This window comes from Sulfurovum lithotrophicum (assembly GCF_000987835.1).
Classification (GTDB): domain Bacteria; phylum Campylobacterota; class Campylobacteria; order Campylobacterales; family Sulfurovaceae; genus Sulfurovum; species Sulfurovum lithotrophicum.
Genome location: NZ_CP011308.1, coordinates 1323765 through 1346165 on the forward strand (window position 1 = coordinate 1323765; position 22401 = coordinate 1346165).

General features: G+C 46.2%; 20 protein-coding genes. 7 read left to right on the forward strand and 13 right to left on the reverse strand.

Annotated elements, in window-relative coordinates; translation table 11 throughout:
• Window positions 1–5: 5 nt before the first annotated feature.
• The 5 genes from YH65_RS06490 to serB all read right to left on the reverse strand — a co-directional run bounded on the left by YH65_RS06490 (window position 6) and on the right by serB (window position 5144).
• Entirely contained in the window at window positions 6–242 is a 237-nt protein-coding gene (locus YH65_RS06490) for an OadG family protein (RefSeq protein WP_046551162.1), read from the reverse strand.
• 139 nt (window positions 243–381) lie between these two features.
• Window positions 382–1764 carry a DEAD/DEAH box helicase gene (locus YH65_RS06495; protein ID WP_046551163.1) on the reverse strand — a complete coding sequence of 461 codons (1383 nt, stop codon included), beginning with the start codon at window positions 1762–1764 and terminating at the stop codon, window positions 382–384.
• Between the two features lie 144 nt (window positions 1765–1908).
• Entirely contained in the window at window positions 1909–2673 is a 765-nt protein-coding gene (locus YH65_RS06500) for an undecaprenyl-diphosphate phosphatase (RefSeq protein ID WP_046551164.1), read from the reverse strand.
• A gap of 78 nt (window positions 2674–2751) precedes the next feature.
• A complete protein-coding gene (locus YH65_RS06505; RefSeq protein WP_046551165.1) occupies window positions 2752–4515 on the reverse strand; it encodes an ABC transporter ATP-binding protein in 1764 nt (587 codons plus the stop codon).
• 2 nt (window positions 4516–4517) lie between these two features.
• Complete coding sequence (gene serB, locus YH65_RS06510; protein WP_046551166.1) at window positions 4518–5144, reverse strand: phosphoserine phosphatase SerB; 627 nt, start codon at window positions 5142–5144, stop codon at window positions 4518–4520.
• A 68-nt stretch (window positions 5145–5212) separates the two neighbouring features.
• Here serB and YH65_RS06515 point away from each other — a divergent pair, with 68 nt between their 5' ends.
• The gene (locus YH65_RS06515) at window positions 5213–6136 is read left to right on the forward strand and encodes a methylenetetrahydrofolate reductase (RefSeq protein WP_046551167.1); all 924 of its coding nucleotides are present in this window, start codon (window positions 5213–5215) and stop codon (window positions 6134–6136) included.
• Between the two features lie 66 nt (window positions 6137–6202).
• On the opposite strand, the gene trxA is transcribed toward YH65_RS06515, so the two are convergent.
• From trxA to greA, 4 genes are all read right to left on the reverse strand, one after another.
• Entirely contained in the window at window positions 6203–6580 is a 378-nt protein-coding gene (trxA, locus tag YH65_RS06520; protein WP_046551168.1) for a thioredoxin, read from the reverse strand.
• A 57-nt stretch (window positions 6581–6637) separates the two neighbouring features.
• Window positions 6638–7342 (reverse strand): UDP-2,3-diacylglucosamine diphosphatase, encoded by a 705-nt coding sequence (locus YH65_RS06525; RefSeq protein ID WP_046551169.1) that lies wholly within the window; start codon window positions 7340–7342, stop codon window positions 6638–6640.
• Between the two features lie 88 nt (window positions 7343–7430).
• Window positions 7431–8438, reverse strand: coding sequence for an N-acetyl-gamma-glutamyl-phosphate reductase (argC, locus tag YH65_RS06530; RefSeq protein WP_046551170.1), 1008 nt, complete (start codon window positions 8436–8438; stop codon window positions 7431–7433).
• A gap of 43 nt (window positions 8439–8481) precedes the next feature.
• Window positions 8482–8970 (reverse strand): transcription elongation factor GreA, encoded by a 489-nt coding sequence (gene greA / locus YH65_RS06535; protein ID WP_046551171.1) that lies wholly within the window; start codon window positions 8968–8970, stop codon window positions 8482–8484.
• Between the two features lie 98 nt (window positions 8971–9068).
• Between greA and surE the strand changes: the two genes are divergently transcribed.
• Window positions 9069–9863, forward strand: coding sequence for a 5'/3'-nucleotidase SurE (surE, locus tag YH65_RS06540; protein WP_046551172.1), 795 nt, complete (start codon window positions 9069–9071; stop codon window positions 9861–9863).
• Between the two features lie 99 nt (window positions 9864–9962).
• Window positions 9963–10598 carry a tRNA threonylcarbamoyladenosine dehydratase gene (locus tag YH65_RS06545; protein WP_046551173.1) on the forward strand — a complete coding sequence of 212 codons (636 nt, stop codon included), beginning with the start codon at window positions 9963–9965 and terminating at the stop codon, window positions 10596–10598.
• An 8-nt stretch (window positions 10599–10606) separates the two neighbouring features.
• On the opposite strand, the gene YH65_RS06550 is transcribed toward YH65_RS06545, so the two are convergent.
• Entirely contained in the window at window positions 10607–11491 is an 885-nt protein-coding gene (locus tag YH65_RS06550; protein ID WP_046551174.1) for a metallophosphoesterase family protein, read from the reverse strand.
• Between the two features lie 19 nt (window positions 11492–11510).
• Entirely contained in the window at window positions 11511–14624 is a 3114-nt protein-coding gene (locus YH65_RS06555; RefSeq protein WP_046551175.1) for a cytochrome c biogenesis protein CcsA, read from the reverse strand.
• A 211-nt stretch (window positions 14625–14835) separates the two neighbouring features.
• Between YH65_RS06555 and YH65_RS06560 the strand changes: the two genes are divergently transcribed.
• Genes YH65_RS06560 through YH65_RS06570 form a run of 3 tightly spaced genes read left to right on the forward strand, consistent with a single transcriptional unit; the run spans window position 14836 to window position 16268 of the window.
• Window positions 14836–15186 (forward strand): NifU family protein, encoded by a 351-nt coding sequence (locus YH65_RS06560; RefSeq protein ID WP_046551176.1) that lies wholly within the window; start codon window positions 14836–14838, stop codon window positions 15184–15186.
• A gap of 12 nt (window positions 15187–15198) precedes the next feature.
• The gene (locus tag YH65_RS06565; RefSeq protein WP_046551177.1) at window positions 15199–15714 is read left to right on the forward strand and encodes a DUF1858 domain-containing protein; all 516 of its coding nucleotides are present in this window, start codon (window positions 15199–15201) and stop codon (window positions 15712–15714) included.
• Between the two features lie 8 nt (window positions 15715–15722).
• Window positions 15723–16268, forward strand: coding sequence for a methyltransferase family protein (locus tag YH65_RS06570; RefSeq protein ID WP_046551178.1), 546 nt, complete (start codon window positions 15723–15725; stop codon window positions 16266–16268).
• Here YH65_RS06570 and polA read toward each other — a convergent pair.
• A complete protein-coding gene (gene polA / locus YH65_RS06575) occupies window positions 16261–18957 on the reverse strand; it encodes a DNA polymerase I (RefSeq protein WP_046551179.1) in 2697 nt (898 codons plus the stop codon). The genes YH65_RS06570 and polA overlap by 8 nt on opposite strands.
• 136 nt (window positions 18958–19093) lie before the next feature.
• Between polA and YH65_RS11255 the strand changes: the two genes are divergently transcribed.
• Window positions 19094–19486, forward strand: coding sequence for a hypothetical protein (locus tag YH65_RS11255; protein WP_052746115.1), 393 nt, complete (start codon window positions 19094–19096; stop codon window positions 19484–19486).
• Window positions 19487–19542: 56 nt separating this feature from the next.
• On the opposite strand, the gene uvrA is transcribed toward YH65_RS11255, so the two are convergent.
• Window positions 19543–22377, reverse strand: coding sequence for an excinuclease ABC subunit UvrA (gene uvrA, locus YH65_RS06585; protein WP_046551180.1), 2835 nt, complete (start codon window positions 22375–22377; stop codon window positions 19543–19545).
• Window positions 22378–22401: the final 24 nt, after the last annotated feature.

The following is a 22401-nucleotide window of genomic DNA, read 5'->3' on the forward strand; positions in this document are numbered from 1 at the left end:
GAGATTTATTTTTTACGAAATTCCGTTACCGCTGCGATGATGGCCGCTGTACGGCGTGCATCTTCATCACTACTGTCCTGTGTGCTTGGCATAGGAACTGCCGGCTCTTTTTCAGGAAAGTATTTGTTGATGATCTTTGCCTGAAGTTTCATGACTTGCACCAATACGATCAGGAATATAAATACGATCAACATCCCCAGGACCATGAACTTCAGACCTTCGCTTACCAAGTTTACTTCCATATGGACACCTTTCTAACTGTGAATTACAAATTTTAAAACAGTTTTGCTTGTTATTTGTTAAAAAAACCGCATATTCTGCGGTTTATTTTATTATTGGACCTTCTCTATGACATAAGTACACAAAATCATTCAAAAAGGTTTATCTTCTCTTTCGTCTGCGGTTATTGTTTTTTACCGCCTTTTTCTCCGAACTATACTCTTGCATCATAGAATCCACAGTATTCTGGTCAAAACCTATCTGAGAACCGACATTGGGCTGCTCTTTCTCGAGAAAACAGGAGATCAGCTTTTCCAAAAGCAGCTCCCTGTCCATTTCACCAAGATACTCTATAAGGTGTTTCGCTTCCTTGTGTACAGACATATCACGAACCTGGTCTGCAAGATATTCAAGGCTTGATTCATCCAGGGCTTCTCCTCCCTGCAGTGTTGCAAGATACATATCGGCACCCACCTCTTTCTGGATACGCTGTAACTCCCTGAACTCTTCGGTAGTCACCAGTGTGATCGCCTGCCCGCTTTTTCCCGCACGTCCCGTCCGACCGATACGATGGACATAGGACTGAGGATCAAAAGGAATATGGTAATTGAACACATGCGTAACATCCTTAACATCCAGTCCGCGCGCTGCCACATCGGTAGCAACCATGATCTTCGTCTCACCTCTTCTGTAAGCTTTGATGACCACTTCCCTCTCCTGCTGTTCCAGGTCTCCATGCAATCCCGCTGCATTGAAACCCTGGGCTTGAAGATACTCAGTCAGTCTGTCCACTTCTCTTTTCATACGGCAGAAAATAATGCATTTGTTCGTTTTTTCCGTCTCAAGCAGCTTGACGATCGCTTCGTCCCGCTGGTTCTCGTTGATCACATAGTAGCGCTGTTCAATGACATTGTTTGTTGTCTCTTCGTCTCCCACAACTGAAATGAATTCAGGCTGGTAGAGAATGTGGTTGGCCAACTCTTTGATAGGTTCGGGCATCGTCGCCGAAAAGAGCAGTGTCTGCCTGTTCTGAGGTATATACTCAAATATCTCCTTGATCTCGTCTAGGAATCCCATATCGAGCATTTCATCGGCTTCATCGAGTACGACGATCTCAGGATTGAGCACATCGATCTTTCCTTTACGGTAAAGGTCTTTCAACCTTCCCGGTGTGGCTACGACGATCTGCACTCCCTTGTGAATAAGCGCGATCTGACGCCCGTACCCCACCCCACCGTAGACGGTCAGAGTTCTGATGCCCGCAAAACGTCCGAGATGGTAGAGCTCATCTGCCACCTGTGTCGCCAGTTCTCTCGTCGGAGTGATGACCAAAGCCCTTTCTATTTCGCCTTTGGCGAGCTTGTCCATCATCGGCAGGCCAAATGCGGCAGTTTTTCCCGTACCTGTATGTGCCTGTCCTACCAGGTCCTTCCCGCTCTCGATAATCGGTATTGCCATCTCCTGTATGGGACTCGGCTCCTTAAATCCTGCTATCTTCACCCCTTTTGCCAGATCGCGGTGAAAATTAAAGTGACTGAAATTCATTTTTTTCCTTCATAATGGCCAATCTCTCAACCATCAGGCAGACATTCAGGTCTACCCAACATAAAATTTGTCCAAAATAGTTTTTGAACTTAATGGAGGCTCCGGGCAGAGACTCTATAAATTCAATTGTATCAATCCGTCATACTACAATATCATCAGCAAAATAATCCCAAAAATAATCCGGTAGATACCGAATGCCACAAAGGTGAAACGCTGAAGAAAAGCCAGAAAGAGTTTGATCGTCGCATAGGCCACTGCAAAGGCGACAATAAAGCCTATCATAAAAGCGCCCCAGTTGGCATTGGCAAAATCCTGATAATGCTTGAGCAGGTCATATCCGCTGACCGCCGCCATAACGGGGATGGCCAGAAGAAAGGAGAATTCCGCAGAGGTCTTTCTATCCATACCTGAGAGTAATCCTCCAATGATCGTCGCACCTGCACGACTCGTACCGGGGACGAGAGAGAATATCTGTGCAAAACCGACCCACCAGGCCTGTATCCAGCTTACTTTCTCTACATCCTTGACATGGTATTCCTGCTCCGTGTAGAAATACTCTACGATTAGAAATACAATACCGCCGATGATGAACATCCAGGCCACAGTCTGTACATTGAAAAGTGTTTTGATCTGGTCTTTGAAGATAAAGCCTACAATGGCAAGGGGAAGAAAGGCGAAAAGCAGCTTCATCCACAAATCGATCTTTTTGAAAGTGATCTTCTCTCTGTAGATCAGCATCACGGCCAAAATAGCCGCGAACTGGATGATGACTTCATACGCTTTGGTAAGATCTGTCTCCGCAACACCGAGAAATTTCGATGCTACGATCATATGTCCTGTTGAGGAGATGGGCAGAAACTCCGTAAATCCCTCGATAATCCCAATGATTATCGCCTGGAATATATCCATAAAAAACCTTTTATTTCCATAGGGTGCTGTGTCCTCACGGCACCGATCTGTTACAGCATACTGTCAGGGGACAGCACCCTACAGCATTTGTGAAAAATAGCTCTCATCTTTTTCCAGCAGTTCTTGCGGTGTACCGCAGTCTACAACATGTCCGTCTTCAAGTACATAGATATATTCTGCACTTTTGATCGTACTGAGTCTGTGTGCTATCGTCATCACTGTTTTCTTTTTCAAAAAGTCCCTCAGGGCTTCAAAAAGTCTCGCTTCCGTGTGTACATCAAGTGCCGACGTAGACTCATCGAAAATGACCACACGCGGGTCACTCAGGATCATCCTCGCAATGGCTACCCGCTGGCGCTGTCCGCCGCTCAGCTTGATGCCGTCCTTGCCGACCAGTGTCTCAAGTCCTGAATCCAAATTCTCTATGACCTCACTCAACTGTGCTATCTGCAATGCTTTGTGTACCGCTTCTTCACTGTAGGTTTTGCCCAGAGTCAGATTAAACAACATTGTATCATTAAAGAGTTTAGGATGTTGCAATATAAGATGAATATTTTCACGGATTGTGGAAAGTTTCAGCTCATGGTTGGAAACACCACCGTAAAAGATCTCTCCCTCATCCAAAGGGTAGAATCCGACAAGTATATTGGAAAGTGTCGTCTTCCCACTCCCACTGGCGCCGACAACGGCGACTTTTGAGCCCGCTTCAATATGCATATTAATATTTTCTAATATTGGTTTATTCTGTATGTAGGAAAAGGACAGGTTCTTCACCTCTATACCAATGGTTTCAATCCCTTCAAAGGGGTTTTTCTTCTGAACTACGACAGGTTCCTGCTCCATGTCAAATACGGTATTGATACGCTTGCAGGCTACCTTCGCCGTTGCCAGAACATACTGGAAATTGATGATATCCTGTATGGGCGAGACCATGACCCAGAGGTAGGAGAAGATCGCCAGCATCAGGCCCACGCTCAGGTCGCTGTAGGCTACTGCCAGGATACTCACTCCCCTGAAAACCTCATATCCTGAAAGAAAGACCAGGTAGGAGAACTTTACTGCCGCATCGCTTTTGTAACCGTAGTTGACCGAATGTTCTTTAAGTTCCCTGGCTTTGGCTTCACTTTGTTCAAAGAAATATTCCTCTTTGTTGGCCGCACGTATCTGATGAAAGAGTTCCAGTGTTTCGGTCAATGCAGACTGAAAGAGTTCGACTGCTCTATTCTCCTCTTTTTTCAATTTTCCAATATTCCGTGAGAGTTTGACGGTAAAGAGTACCACCACGGGATTGGTCACCAGAATGAAAAGTGCAAGCTGCCAATGGATCCAGAGCAGTACTACTGCTGAAAAGATGAGTATCAGCACAGCTATGATAAGCTTTGAGATCGTACTGCTCACAAAACCGTCTATCGTTTCCACATCCGTGACCAGTTTTGACGTGACTGCTCCTACACGCATCATCTCATATTCTTTAAGAGAAACCCGCTTAAGATGACGCAGCATTGCCTCTCTTAGTCTATAAGTAATATTTTTTGATATAGAAACGAATATCTTGGTCTGAAGTATCGACAACAGGGTACTCAGCACACGAAGAACAAGTATCACCACCAAAACAAAAAGAACATAACCCTTGGTATCCGATGTAAAGAAATGTGTCGAAATAAAGGTGATGAATCCGTGGTCTTTCTTTAAAAGCAGTTCATCGACAATGATAGGGATGAACAGAGGGATGGTCACAACCAGAAGTGCAGAAAGTATTGCAATAATATTTCCGAATATTAACTCTCTTCTGTATGACAGAAGCTGTTTGACAATACCTTTGATACTGCATCGGGACTGCATTGTTACCCGATAATTTTCAGGATCTCTTTGAGGTCCTTCGCATCCACACAGTGAGTCGCAGCCTCTTTGAGGACAGGCTTTGCACAGAATGCCACACGTGTGTCGGCATGGGCGAACATACTGAGGTCATTGGCGCCGTCACCGACCACCAGTGTATCTGCTCGTCCTGCCCCGAGAAGTTTCTGCATGCGGACGATCATATCGCCTTTGGCTTCAGAGTACATCATCTCTCCGCCTACACGTCCTGTGAGTATGCCGTTCTCGTCATGCAGGAAGTTGGAGAAGTCCGCATCGATACCGAGTCTTTCACAGGCAGGTTTGGTCGCATTTCTGAACCCTCCGGAGAAGCAGACCACGGTATAGCCTTTTTCTTTGAGCCCCCTAACCACTTCTGCCGCACCAGGCATCATGGGAAGGTCGTTACAGATCTCATCGACCCTTGACTTTTCCAGCCCTTCCAGAAGGGCCACCCTGGCGACCAGTGATTTAAAAAAATCCAGCTCTCCTGCCATCGCACGTTCCGTAATGGCAGCCACCTGCTCCTCAATCCCGAGGGGTGCAGCCAGGAAATCGATGGTCTCACCATCCATCAGCGTCGAATCAAAGTCAAATACAGCCAGTTTGGACATCACATATACCTCTATGCATTATTTGGGTAGAATTATAGCCAATTAACCAAAAAACTAAAGAGTCGAAAATGTTTGAAAAATTCTGTGACATCCTCTGTGGGGACAAAAACTTCATTACCGTCGAAGTCAACCCTCCACACGGGGCTTCCTTGGATAAAATACTTGAAGATATTAAAAAATATAAACTTCATGAGAAAGTGACCGGTTTCTCCTGTACAGACAACCCTCTGGCAAAGCTCAAAATGTCAGGCGTTCTCTCCGCCATCAAGCTGCAGCAGACCTTCAAAAAACCCGTTATCGCTACGATGAGTATGAGAGACAAGAACAAACTCTCTCTGCAGTCCACCCTGCTCGGGGCCAACGATTTTGACCTGCGCTGTATTCTCGCACTGACGGGCGACCCGGCAAAGTTCTCTGACCAGCCGGAGGTCAAGGGGGTACTGGAGCGGGACTCCACCCTTCTTCTGAGCATCATCTACCATTTGAACAACGGTGTGGATTACAGCAACAAGCCGCTCAACCCGGCACCAAAGCCTATCTACCCTTTTGCCGTAAGCAACTCCTATGCACGCAACATGAAGAGCCTGCAGAAACGCATTGTCAAAAAGCTTGACTATGGCGCAAGAGCAATCATCACCCAGCCTGTGTACGATCTGGAAAATGCCACCGAACTGCTTGAGCTTTTCGAAGAAGCTAAAACAATGAGTGTCAGAGAAACAGCCAAAGAAGCACATCTGATACTCGGCCAGTTCCCGATCGTCAGAGCCAGAACTGCCAACTTCATTGATGATAAAGTACCGGGAATCTCCGTACCAAAAGAGATCATCGATGAAATGAATCTTGCCGCTATGGACGGAGAAGCCAAAGAGCAGGAAGTAGGTTTTGCTCTTTCAAAAAGAATTTTTGATGCAATGATGAAGAAGCATGGAAAAGTACATCTGATGACGCATAACCGTTTTGATCTGTGCAGCGAACTGATTGGAGAGGTTTAAAATCTTTCCCAAACCTCACTGTTTTGTCATAGTGCCGAAAAGGCAGCTTTGATCTTCAGAGAGTTTTTACTCTGTACCCTGAGCTGACTGCTGCTGTTCTATCTCTCTGCGTACCATATCCATGTCAAGTTCCTGTACCTGTCTGATGATGTCTTTGAGACCCTCTTCGGGCATAAGACCCGGCTGCTGGAAGATAGCGATGTTGTCCCGTAAAATGATTGTCGTCGGGATAGACTTTATCTGAAAGTGTCCGGCCAGTTCCTGTTCCTCTTCCGTATTGACCTTTCCAAAAAGAATGTCGGGATACTCTCCTGCTACTTTTTCAAAGATCGGAGCAAACTGCTTACACGGTCCGCACCACGGAGCCCAAAAGTCGATAATCACGATATCATTGGAGGTCACTTTTTCGTTAAAGTTCTGTGCGGTCAACGTTTCTAATGCCATTTTTAATCCTTAATATTTGAGTAAACAACATTATGACATAACGGACTGAATATAATACTATAAAGGAATTTCAATCTGTTTTAGTGGAACAAATTCCACTTTACCTTTCTTAACCATAGCAACTGCTCCCTGACAGGCAAGTGAAGGCAGAGAAATATACTTTCCAAGTACCTTTGCCTGATGGTAGTGTCCTTCGATCACCAAGTCGCATGATTCATAATGCTTCATTATCTCTTTCACCTTTGTATCAAAGCCGGTAAAAGTATGACAGATATTCTTTTTTGAAAGTTTTTGTATTCTGTCATCAATGATGATTTTTTCAAATGGTCTCAGCAGTGTCAATATTGTCCTGCTGCGTATTATTTTGCAATAAAGGTCGTACCCAACCTCTGTGGCAAACCTGTCTCCATGCGAAAGTCCCACCTTCTTTTCACCCAGTGTAAAGATCACAGGCTGTTCATTTCGGTCGTAGACATGGATATCGGGGAACAATTCTTTCAGGCAGAAGTCATGGTTTCCTTCAAAATAGTGTATCTCCATCTTTTGGGAAAGCGTTTGCAGCAGACTGATAGCCTCGGAAGAAAAAGTTTGAATATAATCGTTGTATCCAAAAAGAAGATCGAAGTTGTCACCCATCAGGAAAAGCTGTGATACTTTTATCTCACCGGTATGCAGTTTTTTCAGGATCGTCAGGAAAGCATCGCCATGGTGGGGATAGTGGGAGTCTGCAATCAATAAAGCGTGTTCTTTAATTTCAAGCATCTATTCTCCCGTAGGGTGGCGTAAGCACGCACCCTCTATCAAAATATACATCTACCAATTTTTCGACCGTAATATAAAAGGTGTGTGGTTACGGAACGTAAGCTATCGTAGGAATTCCCATCCCCTCATCATATCCGCACATCAGGTTGGCTGCGACCAGCGCCTGAGAACTTGCACCGCGCAGCAGGTTGTCTATGGCAGAGCTGACAAAAAGCGCATTGCCGTTCTTTGCCGCATAAATATCACAGAAATGCGTTCCTGCCGTACTCTTGATATCGACCGGTTTTTCTCTGATACGGATGAATCTGTCATTGGCATAATGCTTCTTTAAAACTTCCAGGGGATCTATATCTTCCTTCAGCATTGCATAGACCGATACAAGTTCTCCACGTGTAGCCGGAATAAGATGCGGTACAAAATTGACATTCATCTTTGCCCCGTGTACTTTCTCGATCTTTTCCGCGATCTCTGGGGCATGACGGTGCTTGAGGGGATTGTAAGCAAATATATTGTCATTAACCGTCACGAAATGTGTTGTCTCCGAAAGTTTCTTGCCTGCCCCGCTCACACCGGATTTTGCATCGACAAAAAGCGGCGCTTCGGTATCAATGTAGGGAATGAAAGGGAGGATACCAAGCAGTGTAGCAGTAGGGTAGCACCCCGGACCTGCCGCAAGTTCTGCCTCTTTGAGCTCTTCTCGGTAGTATTCTATCAGCGCATAGACACTTCCATCAAGATGTGCTTTGTCCTCATGTTCGCAGTAATGCGATTCATAAGTGTCGAGTTCCAGACGATAGTCGGCCGAAAGGTCCACAACCTTGACACCTTTTTCAAGGAGCCCTTTGGCAAAACCCATCGATGCTTTATGTGGCAGCGCCAGGAAAACAAGTTCACAGGCATTTGCTACAGCATCTGCATTTGCTTTCTCTACTTCCAGTATCAGAACACCTTCAAGTGACGGATGCAGGGCTTCGATGGTCGTATCACCCTGTGTTGTCGCCAGGTATGTTATTTCGAAACCCGGATGGGTTATCAGCATCTTAACCAGTTCAAGCCCCGTATAACCGCTGGCTCCTACTACACCTACTTTTACCATTTTGCCATCCTTTTTGGTGCGAAACATCGCACCCTCCCTTCATTTAATTTAATTCGATCTCTTCATACAATATCTCTTCGATATCATATGTTTTTTTACCGGAGGGGAGGGTAAGCTCCACTTCATCCCCCTCTTCCTTACCGATAAGGACTCTTGCCATAGGCGATTGAATGGAGATAAGACCTCTTTGCGGGTTGGACTCCTGTCCGCCTACAATGGTATAGCGTATCTCTTCATCCGTATCCTGGTCTACCAGTACTACGGTCGAACCAAAACTAACACGGTCATGCGAAAAGGTGGAAGGGTCTACCACCTGTGCACGTCCTACCACATCGGTCAACTCAGCAATACGCGCTTCCATAAGACCCTGTTTGTCCTTTGCTGCATGGTACTCTGCGTTCTCTTTGAGGTCACCGAGTTCACGTGCCTCGTCTATGACTTTGGCTATCACACCTCTCTCCACTGATTTCAACTGCTCCAACTCTTCGGACAGTTTTCTGTATGTCTCTTCCAGCATCGGCTCTTTTTGCACGATTCATCCTTTAAAATAGTTCATTGATTATAAATTTAAAGTATTATACCAAAAAGGTTATAATAGCGCTCAAATAATCAACTCAAGGATCCTCCCTTATGTCAAAGCGTAAACAGATACTGGTCACCAATGACGATGGATACGAATCGGAAGGCCTTTTGGCGCTTGTCGAAGCACTTAAACCACTTGGCGATGTGATCGTCGTTGCACCTACCACGGAGAAATCTGCCTGTGGGCATTCACTGACCCTCACCAGGCCACTGCACTTTGTTCAAGTAGCTGAGCATTTTTATAAACTCGATGACGGAACACCTACTGACTGCATTTTCCTCTCCCTGACCAAACTTTTTACGAACGAGAAAAAACCTGACATTGTTATTTCCGGTATCAACGTCGGAGCGAATATGGGTGAGGATATCACCTATTCCGGTACAGCATCCGCTGCTATGGAAGCGGTACTTCAGGGCATTCCCGGCATTGCCGTCTCACAGGTCTACATGAACAGTGGAGCGAGTATCAGGGAGTTCGGCTATGAACTGGCACAGCAGAGCATCATCAAACTGGTACAGAAGATCTTTGAAGGCTCATACCCTCTGCCGGACCGTAAATTCCTCAATGTGAACATCCCCCCTATTCCTGCTGCCGAATGCAAAGGTTTCAAGAGTACCCGGCTGGGGAACAAGCATTACGGTTTTCATGCGGAAGTCCACTACAATCCCCGGGGACTGGAATATTACTGGATAGGTCTTCCGCGGCTGGAATGGGTGGAAACCGCAGGACATACCACCGATTTCGAAGCCGTAAAAGAGGGTTATATTTCCATAACTCCCGTTCAGCTTGACATGACCTCGCACAGCGATATCCACAATCTGGAGGAGTGGCTCAACAAATGACGCAATTAATTATCCATCAACAAAAGCCTTTTCATACAATGCTTACCGACATTCCTCATTCCTCGCTCTTCACTCTCATTGCTTTTTCGGAGAAAAACAATGAGATATGAACGCTGCCGTATGCTCTTTGGAGATGAAGACTTTGAAAAACTTCAAAAAACCAAGATACTGATACTCGGTGTGGGTGGTGTCGGCTCCTATGCGCTTGACTGTCTCTACCGTTCAGGTGTTCAGGACATCACCATACTCGACTATGATGTCTTTGACGAGACCAACCAAAACAGGCAGATCGGTTCTGAGGCTGTAGGAGAAGTCAAGGTCGAAGCTTTGGAAAAGCTCTACCCGGGTGTCAAGATCATAAACCATAAAATGGATATAGCCTGGGTGGCATCATTTGATTTTGACCCCTATGATATCATCATCGATGCAGCCGATACCACCAAAGTCAAGATAGAAGTGGCTAAAAAGTGTTACAAAAAGCTCATCATGGCACTGGGTTCCGCCAAACGCTACGATACGAACAAGATAGAGGTCTCCTCCATCTGGAAAACGCATGGAGATGCACTGGCACGAAAGATACGCAATGAGCTCAAAAAAGCGAAGTTCGACAGGAATTTCACTGTGGTATTTTCCCCAGAAGAGGACAGGTGTAAAGAAAAAGGCTCATGCGTGGCTGTGACTGGTGCAGTAGGCCTTACCGTCTGTTCGGAAGCGATCAAGCGTATACTTGGATAGAGACTGTCCTACTCAACAAAACAGTAATTTTCACCATCCCAGCCAATCTGTTTCGCCTGCATCTTTTTTCCTTCCATTTCATAAACCCAGCAACCCTCATGACCCTGCATTGTGGCACTCCCGGCACAGAAGAGTTCACTCTTCACACCCGGAACATGCAGACGGTAGGTTTTATGAATATGTCCAAAAAGAATGGCACCGTTTTCTATCCCCTTGCAGGTTTCCAGAAAATCATCCGCATTGATGAGCCCATGCAATTTTTTATCCGGTTCTCCATTGGAGAGACGAGGTGCATAGTGCGTCATCACAAAGAGAAAACGCCCCTTCACTCTTTCATCTTTCAGTATCTCCTCGAGTGCCTGCAACTGCTCGGGAGGAATTTCACCACTGGATTTCCAGGGCACGGGATTAGGGCGGGCACTGTCGATTGCGATCACTGCTGCATTATCCCCCAAAAGGCGTATCAGCGGCCAGTGGCCTCCCCTGCAGTATTCAGGCAGATCATTTTGCAGGACAGAACAGAACTGTTCGCTAAAACGGTAATGGCTGTTTCCTTCATGTACATAGATATCATGGTTGCCCGGCACGGTAATGTAGTTCTGAGGAGGGGTCATAAACGGGTCAAGCAGTTGTCTTGCAAGGATCAGTTCGCTCCTGAGCCCCAAAGCGGTATAGTCACCGGTATTGATGACGATGTCAATGTCATTCTCTTCTTTGAAGCGTACCAGTGCAGCAAGCTTCTTCTCTGTATCATCAAAATAGCTCGCCCGTCCCCGCAACAGGTTTATGGCACCTATGGCACGTTTGCTGAACCATTTTTTCCAGTGCATGTGACGGATCTGTATATTGACATGTATATCACTGAAATGCAGGATACGAAGAGACTTTTGCATCATTTCTCCACAGGATATATCATACCGGCTTTACAGGAGCCTTTTTCATCTTCCTGTTCCTCCATGCCAGGAGCGTAAGTACCGCAAGCCCTGCAATACCATAGTAGACCCACATAGGGATCGGTACAGGATCACCCGCTGCGTAGGAATGCAGCCCGGAGAGGTAGTAGTTCACCCCGAAATAGGTCATAAGCACCGATGAGTATGCCCAGGTGGATGCCACGTTGAAGATGAAGGTATCGTTCAGTTTCGGCACAAAACGCATATGCAGTACGGTCGCATAGATCAGGATGGTCACCGCCGCCCAGGTCTCTTTTGGGTCCCAGCCCCAGTAGCGTCCCCAGCTCTCGTTGGCCCAGACACCGCCCAGAAAGTTCCCTACGGTCAGAAGCATCAGGCCGATAATGAGTCCCATTTCGGCAAGGTTCGTCAACTCTTTGATGGAGCGGTCTATATTGGCATTACCCTCTTTCCCTCTGATTATGAAGAGGATCAGTACCAGAAGTGACAGTATGGAGCCAAGACCGAGGAAACCGTCTCCGGAAATGATCGTCGCCACGTGGATCATCAGCCAGTAGGACTTGAGTACCGGTACCAGGTTGGTGATCTCGGGGTTGATGAAGTTCATGTGCGCCACGCCCATGGTCACACCAGCCAGGATCGCGGTCCCGGCCAGTGCGAACGGTGACTTGCGTGCAAGAATGATCCCTGCCAGTACCGTGGAAGCTGCAATGAATACAATGGATTCATAGGCATTTGACCACGGTGCATGTCCTGCGATATACCAGCGGATACCCATACCGGCCACATGCAGTATGAACGCGATGATCAGTATGGTCCATGCACCGCGCATGATCCACTTCATAGGGAAGTTCTGCTTGATGACATGAATGAATGCAAAGATAAGCAGGAGAAGCCCCAACAAGAGATAAACCGGTACCAGTTTGCCAAAAAGTCCCAGTTTATTGTACCAGATCTCCATTTCCACATGGCGTTTGCTTGGCAGTACATCGGCACCATATTTTTGTTGATATTTATGTATCCCGCGCAGTGCAAGGTCAGCATTTTTCCAGTCACCTGTTTTGAGTGCTTGCCCTACCATGATAAAATACGCTGACATAGCCATTTTTACATTTTGTGCCTCTTTGGGCGGGAATGTTTTCATAGCCTCCATCGGTGCGTACCATTTGTGATTCCTGTCATTGGGTTTAGGGAAGATACGCATTAATGTTCCCTGGTACGCCATGAAGGAAACATTTACACGCTCATCTACTTTGATTAGTTCTTTGTCATATTGTGATTTTTCAAGGGGTTTCTTCCTGCTGGCTTCGGAAACCGCATCGAAGAGCTTGTAACCGTTGTCTTTTTTACTGAAGAAATCGGTGAACTTCGCAAACTTCGTATCTTCGGGCAGTCCAAGGTCAAGTGCGATCTTTTTATGCCCTATTTTGATCATCGGTATATTCTGATACAGCTCAGGCTGGAGTATCATTCCCATAAAGACCTGTGTCGGTTCCATACCGAACACGGAGCTTTTCCCTGTGATCTTTGCTACGACATCATGGGCAATGGTATCCATTGGTTTCATACGCCCTTGATGGTCCTGTACGACCAGTTCTCCAAACTTCACGGCATGTTTCGCATCATACTTTGAGAGTGCAGTCTGTTGTTCCGGTGTAAGTGAGGGAGCTGCTGCATTTGCATATTGCGGTGCAGCCAGCATAAATGCGAACAAAAGGGCTATGGCACCATGTTGCAGTTTTCTCGCACCCTTGAGAAGTTTCTGGAAACGTCCGTTCGGGATGAAGAGACTCCAGAGCATTCCAAGTGCCAGAAGGATATAGCCGATGTAAGTCGGTATGGTTCCCGGATCATGGTTGACTGAAAGGACCGTACCTTTTTCATCAGGATCATAGGATGACTGGAAAAATCGGTATGATCTGTGATCAAGTATATGGTTCATATAGATCCTGTACGGCATGGTCAGGTTCTCTTCTTTGTCAATAAGCACAACTTCACTGGCATATGACGATGGAGTCATTGACCCCGGGTAACGCTCAAGCTGGAAATCGACCAGTTTTATGGAGAATGGAAGCCTGATGACCTTGGCACCGATACTCATGCTGATATCCACTCCGTTGAGTGTAAATTTGTGCAATTTCCCTACCTGTCCCTTGGAAGGACGGAATGTCTCTATTTTACTCTTGTCACCGACACTGACCTTCAGCTGCACAAACTCGGATTTACCGGGCTTTGTCTTAATGTCATGGGAGACCGTTCTCAAACGTACCTTCTCTTTAACAGATTTCAACACGACAGCATTGTCGGCAAAACGGTAGAGCATTCTGCGAGTCAAATTATTTTCACCTGCATCGAGCTCAGCAGGTTTTTTGGTTTTCATATTAAGCGTTTCAATTACAAAAGGGAAATGAACCTTCAGCGTATCCGGATCACCGCTGATCAGAAAAGTAGGTTTGTCCGTTTTTTCCTCTTTGGGCTCATACGCAACATAAAAATTCCCGAAATCCATTCTGTCACCTTTGCTGAAATAATACAGTTTACCCTGTCCGCCGGCAGATATCTTGAGTTCGAGCATGGTCTTGCCGTTTGGATCACTTACAACTTCTTTATCGGCCGTCGGCAGGTACTTGACCAGATCAATTTTTACTTTCTTGTCTCCGACGGAGAGGCTTTCAGAGAGATGGTTCTTCGTCATGGAGGAGAAATAGAGCTCTTTTTCCAGAGAAGCGTTCCTGTCACCGCTTTTGGCAAATACCTGCAGTATTTTTGTATCAGAAACCATAATATTCGTTGTCTGCCCCTCACGGATGTGCATGATTCCCTCATAGCCGACATATCGAGTGATCAATGCCCCGATCGCTATAATGAAAAATGCAAAGTGGAAGAGGAATACAGCCGGTTTCGTTTTGTACGACTTGTACTTGAAGATATTGTAAAGAAGTATGGCCGTAAAGTACGCCAAAAAGAGTTCAAACCATTTTGCTTTGTAAATAAGTGCCTGGGCTGTCTGTGTACCGTAATCATTCTCGATGAATGTCGCAATACCTATGCTGACACCGAAAATAAACAGCACGAGCACTGCCATTTTCATAGAAAAAATATGTTTTATCATGTGACAAAAACCTTCAAAATGTGATCCCGAATACTTGAGCCGGGTTAATAAGGGGTGATTATAGCCCATCTTTATTAATCATTCGATAATTTTGATAAAAAATCAAGGCAAAAAAACTCTCTTGCAATAAAATAAGATATTTTTAGTCCTATTTAAGGAAAAAAGGAATATTATCATAACAGATAATCATTCTCATTATAAAGGATAATAGATGACATTTAACGATCAGGATATTTACCAGGCAGTCAAACACCACCTGCCCTCTGTTAATGAATATGTCGAGTCTCACGGCGGAGCCATCAAATTACTCGGTGTGAAAAACGGAACGGTTTACATTGAACTCACCGGTACCTGCCACGGCTGCTCCATGAGTCTGATGACCACCAAGATGGTTGTACAGAAAAAACTCAGGGAACTGATACACCCGGAACTCAATGTGGTCAATGTCGACGGCACGCCTGAAAATACACTGCCGGATGATTGTTATACCGAAGAGGATACGGAAGAAGAGAAGATCGAAGACAAAGAAGGTCTTTTCGATAAAATTAAAAAATATTTTTAAAAGGTAAATATGATGAAAGAGATAACTCTTGCAACAACCATAGCCGATCTGCTTAAGAATTATGAAGGGATGAAAGATATCCTTATAGGGATCAATCCCAAATTCAAAAAACTGAACAACCCTGTACTCAGACGTACTATTGCCAAACTGGCAACCGTGAAACAGGCTGCCATCGTCGGTGGAATGGATGCCAATGACCTGCTCAATCAACTTAGAACTGCGGTAGGACAGGAACCTCTGCAGACTGAAAGATCAGAAACTGACACAAAAGAGCATGAACCCCTTCCGGACTGGGCAAAGCAAACACCCAAAGCAACCCTCAATGCCAACGAGATACTTGACAACGAGGGCAATCCTCTTGCCGAAGCGAACAAAACTGTCAGAACCCTCGCTTCCGGAGAAATCCTGGAGATCATCTCGGACTTCAGGCCCGAACCCCTCATCGATGAATTCACCAAAAAAGGTCATGAAGTCGCAGTAAAGGAAGAAAAAGAAGACCGGTTCATCACGCTGATCAGAAAAGCCTGAAGTCCCCGATGAAAGTAAAAACTACCGCTTCTGTCATCGTTCGAATTCTCTTATGGCTGCTGATGCTCATCGGCGGCGCGTACATCGGCATAAAGAATGACCTGAACGATCCTCTCTTTACCAGCCCACTTTTCCATTTCTTTACTGCTTTTGCAGGTCTGATCGTTCTCAGGCTGGCCTTTCACGCCGCTGCAAACGGAGGAAGAGAGCTGACCAAAGGAAGAGTTGGCGATATTCCCCGGCTCGAAACGAACCACCTTGTGACCACAGGAATTTACAGCTGTATGCGCCACCCCATGCTCTTTGGACTCACACTGCTCCCTTTGGGATGGGCCCTGCTTTTGGGAAGCCCTACGTTCATCTGTATCATTGCACCTGTCGAAATGCTCTTCATCATTTTCATGGTCACCATATTTGAAGAGATGGAAGTCAAAAGAAAATTCGGCGATGAGTACAAAGCCTATGCCCAGAAAGTACCTATGGTCTCTTTCAGAGCGGTATGCCTTAAAAAGCTCTTCTCAAAACCCGCCAAGCAAGATACGAAGGCTACTTGAGTTCACCCCAACTGTCACCGACACTCACGGAACAGACCAGCGGCACTTCAAGCTCCCAGATATGTTCCATGACATGGACGAAACGTTTGGAAATCTTCTCGACCTGATCCTCCTTGATCTCGAAGATCAGTTCATCGTGTATCTGCAGCAGCATATGCGCTTCCAGCGCTTCATCGATGATCATGCTGTCGATATCGTTCATTGAGAGTTTGATGAGATCGGCTGCCGATCCCTGGAAGACCGTATTGACCGATTCGCGCATGTAGGCGGCTTTTTGCATGCCATTGGCATTCTCATAGTCAAAGATGCGTCTTCGTCTCAGAAGTGTTTCCACATAGCCGTCTATCTTCACTCTCTCCTGTATACCTTCGAGGAAATTCTTCACCGTGGGGAAACTCGCGAAATAGTTGGCAATGATCTCTTTGGCTTCTGCAGAGGTGATGCCCAGTTCGTCAGAAAGTTTCTTAGGGCCCATGCCGTAGAGCAGACCGAAGTTCACAGACTTGGCGAAGTTACGTTTTGCTTTCGCCTCATCCTCACCGAAGAGTTTGATGGCCGTCGCCATGTGGATATCGGTACCTTTGTTGAACGCTTCCATCAGTGCAGCATCTTTTGAGAAGTGTGCCAACAGGCGAAGTTCGATTTGAGAATAGTCGATACTGACCAGCTTATAGCCCTCTTTGGCAACGAACGCTTCACGTACCGAACGTCCCAGAGCGGAACGTACAGGAATGTTCTGCAGGTTGGGGTCTTTGGAGCTTAAACGACCTGTTGCCGTACCTGTCTGGATGAAAGAGGTATAGATACGGCTTTTTTCATCTTTTTTGGCCAGTTTGAGCAGGGGTTCCACATAGGTCGAGAGCATTTTGTGATATTCACGATATTCGAGTATTTTTCCTATAACCGGGTGCTCATGTTTAAGTGACTGAAGTACCGCTTCATTGGTACTGTAACCTGTTTTGGTTTTCTTGCCGCCTTTGAGCCCAAGCTGCTGGAAAAGCACCACACCGAGCTGCTGCGTAGAACGGATGTTGAATTCGCTGCCGCTGAGTTCATGTATCTCCGAAGTAAGCCGGTGCAGGTCTTCGCTGAGTGTTTTCTTCAGTGTTTCCAGCTTGGCCTGGTCCACTTTGATACCGAGACGCTCCATGCGTATCAGTACATTGATGAACGGATATTCTACATCCTTTGCCTCTTTCAGCAGATGCGTAAGAGAAGAGAGTTCCATCTTCTTCTTGATCGCACCATAAAGCAGAAAGGTCATCCAGGCATCTTCCGCCGCATAGAAGGTTGCATCGGCAATATTGACATGGGAGAAATTTTCCCCTTTTTTGACCATCTCTTTGAAAGGTTTCATATCATACTTGAAAAATTTCTGTGCCAGAGAATCCAACCCGACCCTTGAACCCGGATCGGTAAGCCATGCCATGATCATCGTGTCAGCAAAGGGGAGTACCTCTTCCATCCCGTATTGATTGTAAAGCAGAGAGAGGTCGAACTTCAGATTCTGACCCACGATTTTATGTTTCATCAGCTTTTGAAGCGCAAACACGGCATCTTCAGGATCGACTTGCTCCTCCACACCGAGGTAGGAGTGCCCTACCGGCACATAGTAAGCCTTTTCATTTGAGGTACAGAAAGAAAAACCGACCATCTTATCCGTTCGTGTATCGAGTCCGGTAGTCTCGGTGTCGAAAGCGACCAGTATATCCTTGGAAAGTTCGTCTATGACTTCATTCAGTTTCTCTTTGGTATCGAGTGTTATCGATTCGAATGTAAGTAAAGGCGTCTTCGGTTTTGGCGGTGTAATGTCATGGCAGCCGGCTTCATTCTCCCTAACTTTTGCTTTCTGTAACGCCCGTTTCATTTCATACTTTTCAAATTCGTCGATCAGACAGCTGAGATAATTTCTCTCTTCAAAAACAAACTTGCTCAGGTCGAGATCATCATAGACATCATCTCGCATTTTGACCAGTTCGCGAGAAAGGAACGCACTCTCTTTGTATTCGAGCAAAAGTTTTTGTATACGCGGTGTACCGCACTTTTCTATATTCGCATAAATATTCTCAAGCGTATGGAACTCGTTGATGAGCTTGGCCGCTCCCTTCACACCAATGCCTTTCACACCGGGAACATTGTCAGAAGCATCACCCACGATCGCCTGAAAATCAACAAAATCTTTCGGATTGACACCGAATTTCTCGATGCAGGCGGCTTCGTCTATCTCTTTTCTTTTAATGGAGTCATACATCACGACCAAACCGTCGTCTATTAGCTGATAGAGGTCTTTGTCATGCGAGACCACTTTAACCTTCATATCCTGCTCTCTGGCAAATTTGGTCACTGTGGTGATGATGTCATCCGCTTCGAAGCCCTCTTTGGCAAGGTTGGCAAAACCCATCTTCTCCACCCACCTGATCGCAATGGGAAGCTGTTTGGTCAGGTCTTCCGGCGGTGCTTCCCTGTTTGCTTTGTACTCAGGATAGATCTCGTTTCGGAATGTCGGCCCTTTGCTGTCGAGCGCAAAGACAAGATAATCCGTCCCGTGGTCACGGTGCAGAGAGTCAACGAGGTTGATAAAGCCTGTCAGAAGTCCCGTAGGGAAACCCTCTGAATTACGCAGCGGAGGCAAAGCATAATAGGATCTGAAGAAGAAGCCGAATGTGTCAATAATGGTGATTGTTTTCAAATGAAGAACCTGATTTTTTTTGTATTTTAACCTATTTATGATTACAGCTGTAACATTTCAAAATAAATTATATTAAGTATCCTGTTATAACTTTTTTTATAAAATAAACACAATTAATATATAAAGGTGGGGACCAATGGAGAAGAGAGGACGCACATCAACCACAACCACTTTCTCACGCCCACAAAAGCGGATCAAATCTGCTGAGGGTATCGGCGGAAATTTCAAAAACCAGGAAGTAAAATTGCAAGATACACCCCTTTTCTTTCCAGAGGGACTGGAAAAAGTCTTTCTGGGCATCTATTTTGTTTCGCTGCCTTATATTCTTGGGCTTCTCTTTCTTTTCTTCTATATCGCCGAAGGAAAGTTCAAAGTCTTTCTTGCCGTCAACAAAGAGTCACCCTTTCTGATGGTATGGGCGATCGGCTATGAGATCCTTGCCGTGATTATCATTCTTTGGGTCATTAAAAGTGCCATTTCTTTCACACATAACAATACACACAAAAAGCATTTAGACCGTTTACGATAAACCACTTTGTTAGAAAAATTTTCGAATAATGCTAACTTATCATCACCCAGTGAAGACTATTCATCGGGTGGTGACAATTCCTTGGCCAGATACTCTCCGGTATAAGATCCTGTCTTCCTGTAATTCTGTGCCAATGCTTCGGGCGATCCCTCTGCAATGATCAATCCGCCCTTGTTTCCGCCCTCCGGCCCCATATCGACAATATAGTCTGCATTTTTCACCATGTCGAGGTTATGCTCGATGACTACGACAGAGTTACCAAGTTCCACTAAATGATGCAGTACTCCTGTGAGCCTGTCCACATCGGCAAAATGCAGTCCGGTAGTAGGTTCATCCAGGATATAAAGCGTTTTACCCGTATCTTTACGGCTGAGCTCTTTGCTCAGTTTGATACGCTGTGCTTCACCGCCCGAGAGCGTTGTGGCGTTCTGGCCCAGTGTAATGTAGTCGAGTCCGACGGCTGTCAGTGTCTTGAGCTTGGCAGCAATGGAAGGGATCGCTTTGAAGAATTCCAGTGCTTCCCCCACACTCATCGCCAGTACATCAGCGATCGATTTGCCTTTATAGAGAACTTCTAGTGTCTGGGCATTGTAACGTGTACCGTTACAGGTATCACAGCTGACCAGCACATCAGGAAGGAAGTGCATCTCTATCTTGATCTGTCCGTCCCCCTGACATTTCTCACAGCGTCCGCCTTTTACATTGAAAGAGAATCTTCCTATCTTGTATCCGCGCAGTTCTGCCTCTTTGGTCTGGGCAAAGAGTTTGCGTATTTCATCCATGATACCCGTATAGGTCGCCGGGTTCGAACGCGGTGTCCGTCCGATGGGGCTCTGGTCGAGATAAATAACTTTGTCAAGATGCTCAAGCCCCGTGATCTCCACGCCGTCCACCTTATTGACCTTCTTGGCGTTGTTCAGCAGTTCCCTCGCCACAGGCAGCAGCGTCTGAAGGATCAGCGAACTCTTTCCACTTCCGCTCACACCGGTAATACAAACAAAGTTATGCAGCGGAATCTTCGCATCAAGATCCTTGATATTGTTGATCGTCACATTTTTGATCTCTATCCACTTCTTTTGAGGATTGTCATGCGAATAGGAGATCTCCTTCCTGCCAAAGAGATAGTCAGCTGTCAGTGTTTTGGCTTTAGGCAGTTTTTTGGCATCGCCGGCAAAAACGATCTTCCCGCCATACTCCCCTGCTCCCGGGCCGATATCGACAATGTAATCCGCCGCAAGGATCGTCTCCTTGTCATGTTCGACCACGATCACGGAATTACCTTTTTCTTTGAGGGAGTTGAGCGTACGTATCAATTTCATCGTATCACGTTCATGCAGTCCGATGCTTGGTTCATCAAGTACATACATTACTCCTGTCAGTCCCGAACCGATCTGCGAAGCGATACGGATACGCTGTGCTTCCCCTCCGGAGATACTTCTGGCATCACGGCTGAGCGTAATGTAGCCAAGCCCCACATCATGCAGGAAATAGAGACGTTCATACAATTCTTTGAGGATCGATTCGGCGATCATTTTCTGCTGATCGGTCAAGTGTGAGAAATTATTTCTGTCGGCAAAATAGGCATAGGAATCGTCAATGGGCATATCGATGATGTCGGCAATGTTCTTGCCTTCGAGTTTGACCGCCAGAGAACGCGGACGAAGCCTGTGTCCGTTACACTTGTCACAGACCTTTTCCGTCATATACTCCGAGAGGTCTTTTTCATCTTTGAACATATCATGCGCAAATTTGACCACGCCGGGCCATTCACGCTTGAGCTTGTGGCGCTTCCAGGTAAAATCTACTGTAGAGCCGTTGCCGTAAAGAATCGCTTTTTGTTCATGCGTCTCCAATTCACCGTAGGGCTTTTTGATATCGATGCCGTTCTGTTCACAAAAGGCGTTAAGGAATTTGGTGTAGTAGCTTTTGTTGAATCCATACATGATCTTCACCGCACCCTTGTCGATGGAGAGGTCAGGGTCTATCACTTTTTTAAGGTCTATGGCATAGCGGATCCCCAGTCCGTCACAGGCCGGACATGCCCCTTTGGGGGAATTGAATGAGAAGCTGACAGGCTCCAGCGGTTCAAAACTGAGTTTACAGTCAAAACAGGCCAGGTGTTCCGAGTAGTGAAAGTCCTTACGGTCGAGCCCTACCTCTTCATGGTTGAGCACTTCGATCTCCATCTCTCCGTAACTCTCTTTGAGCGCCTTTTCGACATCCTGTCCTATACGGTCACGGTTATCCTCTTTGATGACCACACGGTCAATGACCACTTTGATGGTATGCATCTTTGTCTTGCTCAGTTCGATCTCATCATCGAGACGCACCATCACGCCGTCGATCATCGCACGAACGTAGCCTTTGTGGCGGAGGGATTCGAGCATATCGGCAAAGGTACCTTTCTTCGCCTTGACCAGCGGCGCCATGATGATCAGTTTGGCACCTTCGGGCAGTTTAAGTACCTCTTCGATGATGTCAGAAGCCGACATGGAAGAGATGGGCTTGCCGCACTTATGGCAGTGCTGAACCCCTACACGGGCAAAAAGCAGCCTGAGGTAGTCGTAGATCTCCGTAATGGTCCCCACCGTTGAACGCGGGTTCTTCGAGGTGGTCTTCTGATCTATCGCGATCGCAGGGGTCAGACCGTCGATCTTGTCCACATCGGGTTTCCCCACACGTCCAAGGAACTGTCTTGCATAAGAGGAGAGAGACTCGATGTAACGTCTCTGTCCTTCGGCATAGAGCGTAGAGAATGCCAGTGTCGATTTACCCGAACCCGAAATTCCCGTAATGACCACCAGCTGGTTCTTTGGTATAGAGATATCAATATTTTTTAAATTATTCTCTTTGGCTCCATACACATGGATCATATCTTGTTTTTTTGCCATATTTTTATTCTTTGCCTTGCTGAA

Excerpts from the sequence above, each read along its gene's own strand:
- YH65_RS06515 (WP_046551167.1), top strand. The coding sequence starts at position 5,213 with ATGTTTGAAAAATTCTGTGACATCCTCTGTGGGGACAAAAACTTCATT.
- YH65_RS06495 (WP_046551163.1), bottom strand. The coding sequence starts at position 1,764 with ATGAATTTCAGTCACTTTAATTTTCACCGCGATCTGGCAAAAGGGGTG.
- trxA (WP_046551168.1), bottom strand. The coding sequence starts at position 6,580 with ATGGCATTAGAAACGTTGACCGCACAGAACTTTAACGAAAAAGTGACC.
- YH65_RS11255 (WP_052746115.1), top strand. The coding sequence starts at position 19,094 with ATGGAGAAGAGAGGACGCACATCAACCACAACCACTTTCTCACGCCCA.
- argC (WP_046551170.1), bottom strand. The coding sequence starts at position 8,438 with ATGGTAAAAGTAGGTGTAGTAGGAGCCAGCGGTTATACGGGGCTTGAA.
- YH65_RS06490 (WP_046551162.1), bottom strand. The coding sequence starts at position 242 with ATGGAAGTAAACTTGGTAAGCGAAGGTCTGAAGTTCATGGTCCTGGGG.
- YH65_RS06525 (WP_046551169.1), bottom strand. The coding sequence starts at position 7,342 with ATGCTTGAAATTAAAGAACACGCTTTATTGATTGCAGACTCCCACTAT.
- YH65_RS06550 (WP_046551174.1), bottom strand. The coding sequence starts at position 11,491 with ATGCAAAAGTCTCTTCGTATCCTGCATTTCAGTGATATACATGTCAAT.
- YH65_RS06555 (WP_046551175.1), bottom strand. The coding sequence starts at position 14,624 with ATGATAAAACATATTTTTTCTATGAAAATGGCAGTGCTCGTGCTGTTT.
- serB (WP_046551166.1), bottom strand. The coding sequence starts at position 5,144 with ATGTCCAAACTGGCTGTATTTGACTTTGATTCGACGCTGATGGATGGT.
- YH65_RS06500 (WP_046551164.1), bottom strand. The coding sequence starts at position 2,673 with ATGGATATATTCCAGGCGATAATCATTGGGATTATCGAGGGATTTACG.
- YH65_RS06505 (WP_046551165.1), bottom strand. The coding sequence starts at position 4,515 with ATGCAGTCCCGATGCAGTATCAAAGGTATTGTCAAACAGCTTCTGTCA.
- surE (WP_046551172.1), top strand. The coding sequence starts at position 9,069 with ATGTCAAAGCGTAAACAGATACTGGTCACCAATGACGATGGATACGAA.
- YH65_RS06570 (WP_046551178.1), top strand. The coding sequence starts at position 15,723 with ATGAAAGTAAAAACTACCGCTTCTGTCATCGTTCGAATTCTCTTATGG.
- YH65_RS06545 (WP_046551173.1), top strand. The coding sequence starts at position 9,963 with ATGAGATATGAACGCTGCCGTATGCTCTTTGGAGATGAAGACTTTGAA.
- YH65_RS06565 (WP_046551177.1), top strand. The coding sequence starts at position 15,199 with ATGAAAGAGATAACTCTTGCAACAACCATAGCCGATCTGCTTAAGAAT.
- YH65_RS06560 (WP_046551176.1), top strand. The coding sequence starts at position 14,836 with ATGACATTTAACGATCAGGATATTTACCAGGCAGTCAAACACCACCTG.
- uvrA (WP_046551180.1), bottom strand. The coding sequence starts at position 22,377 with ATGGCAAAAAAACAAGATATGATCCATGTGTATGGAGCCAAAGAGAAT.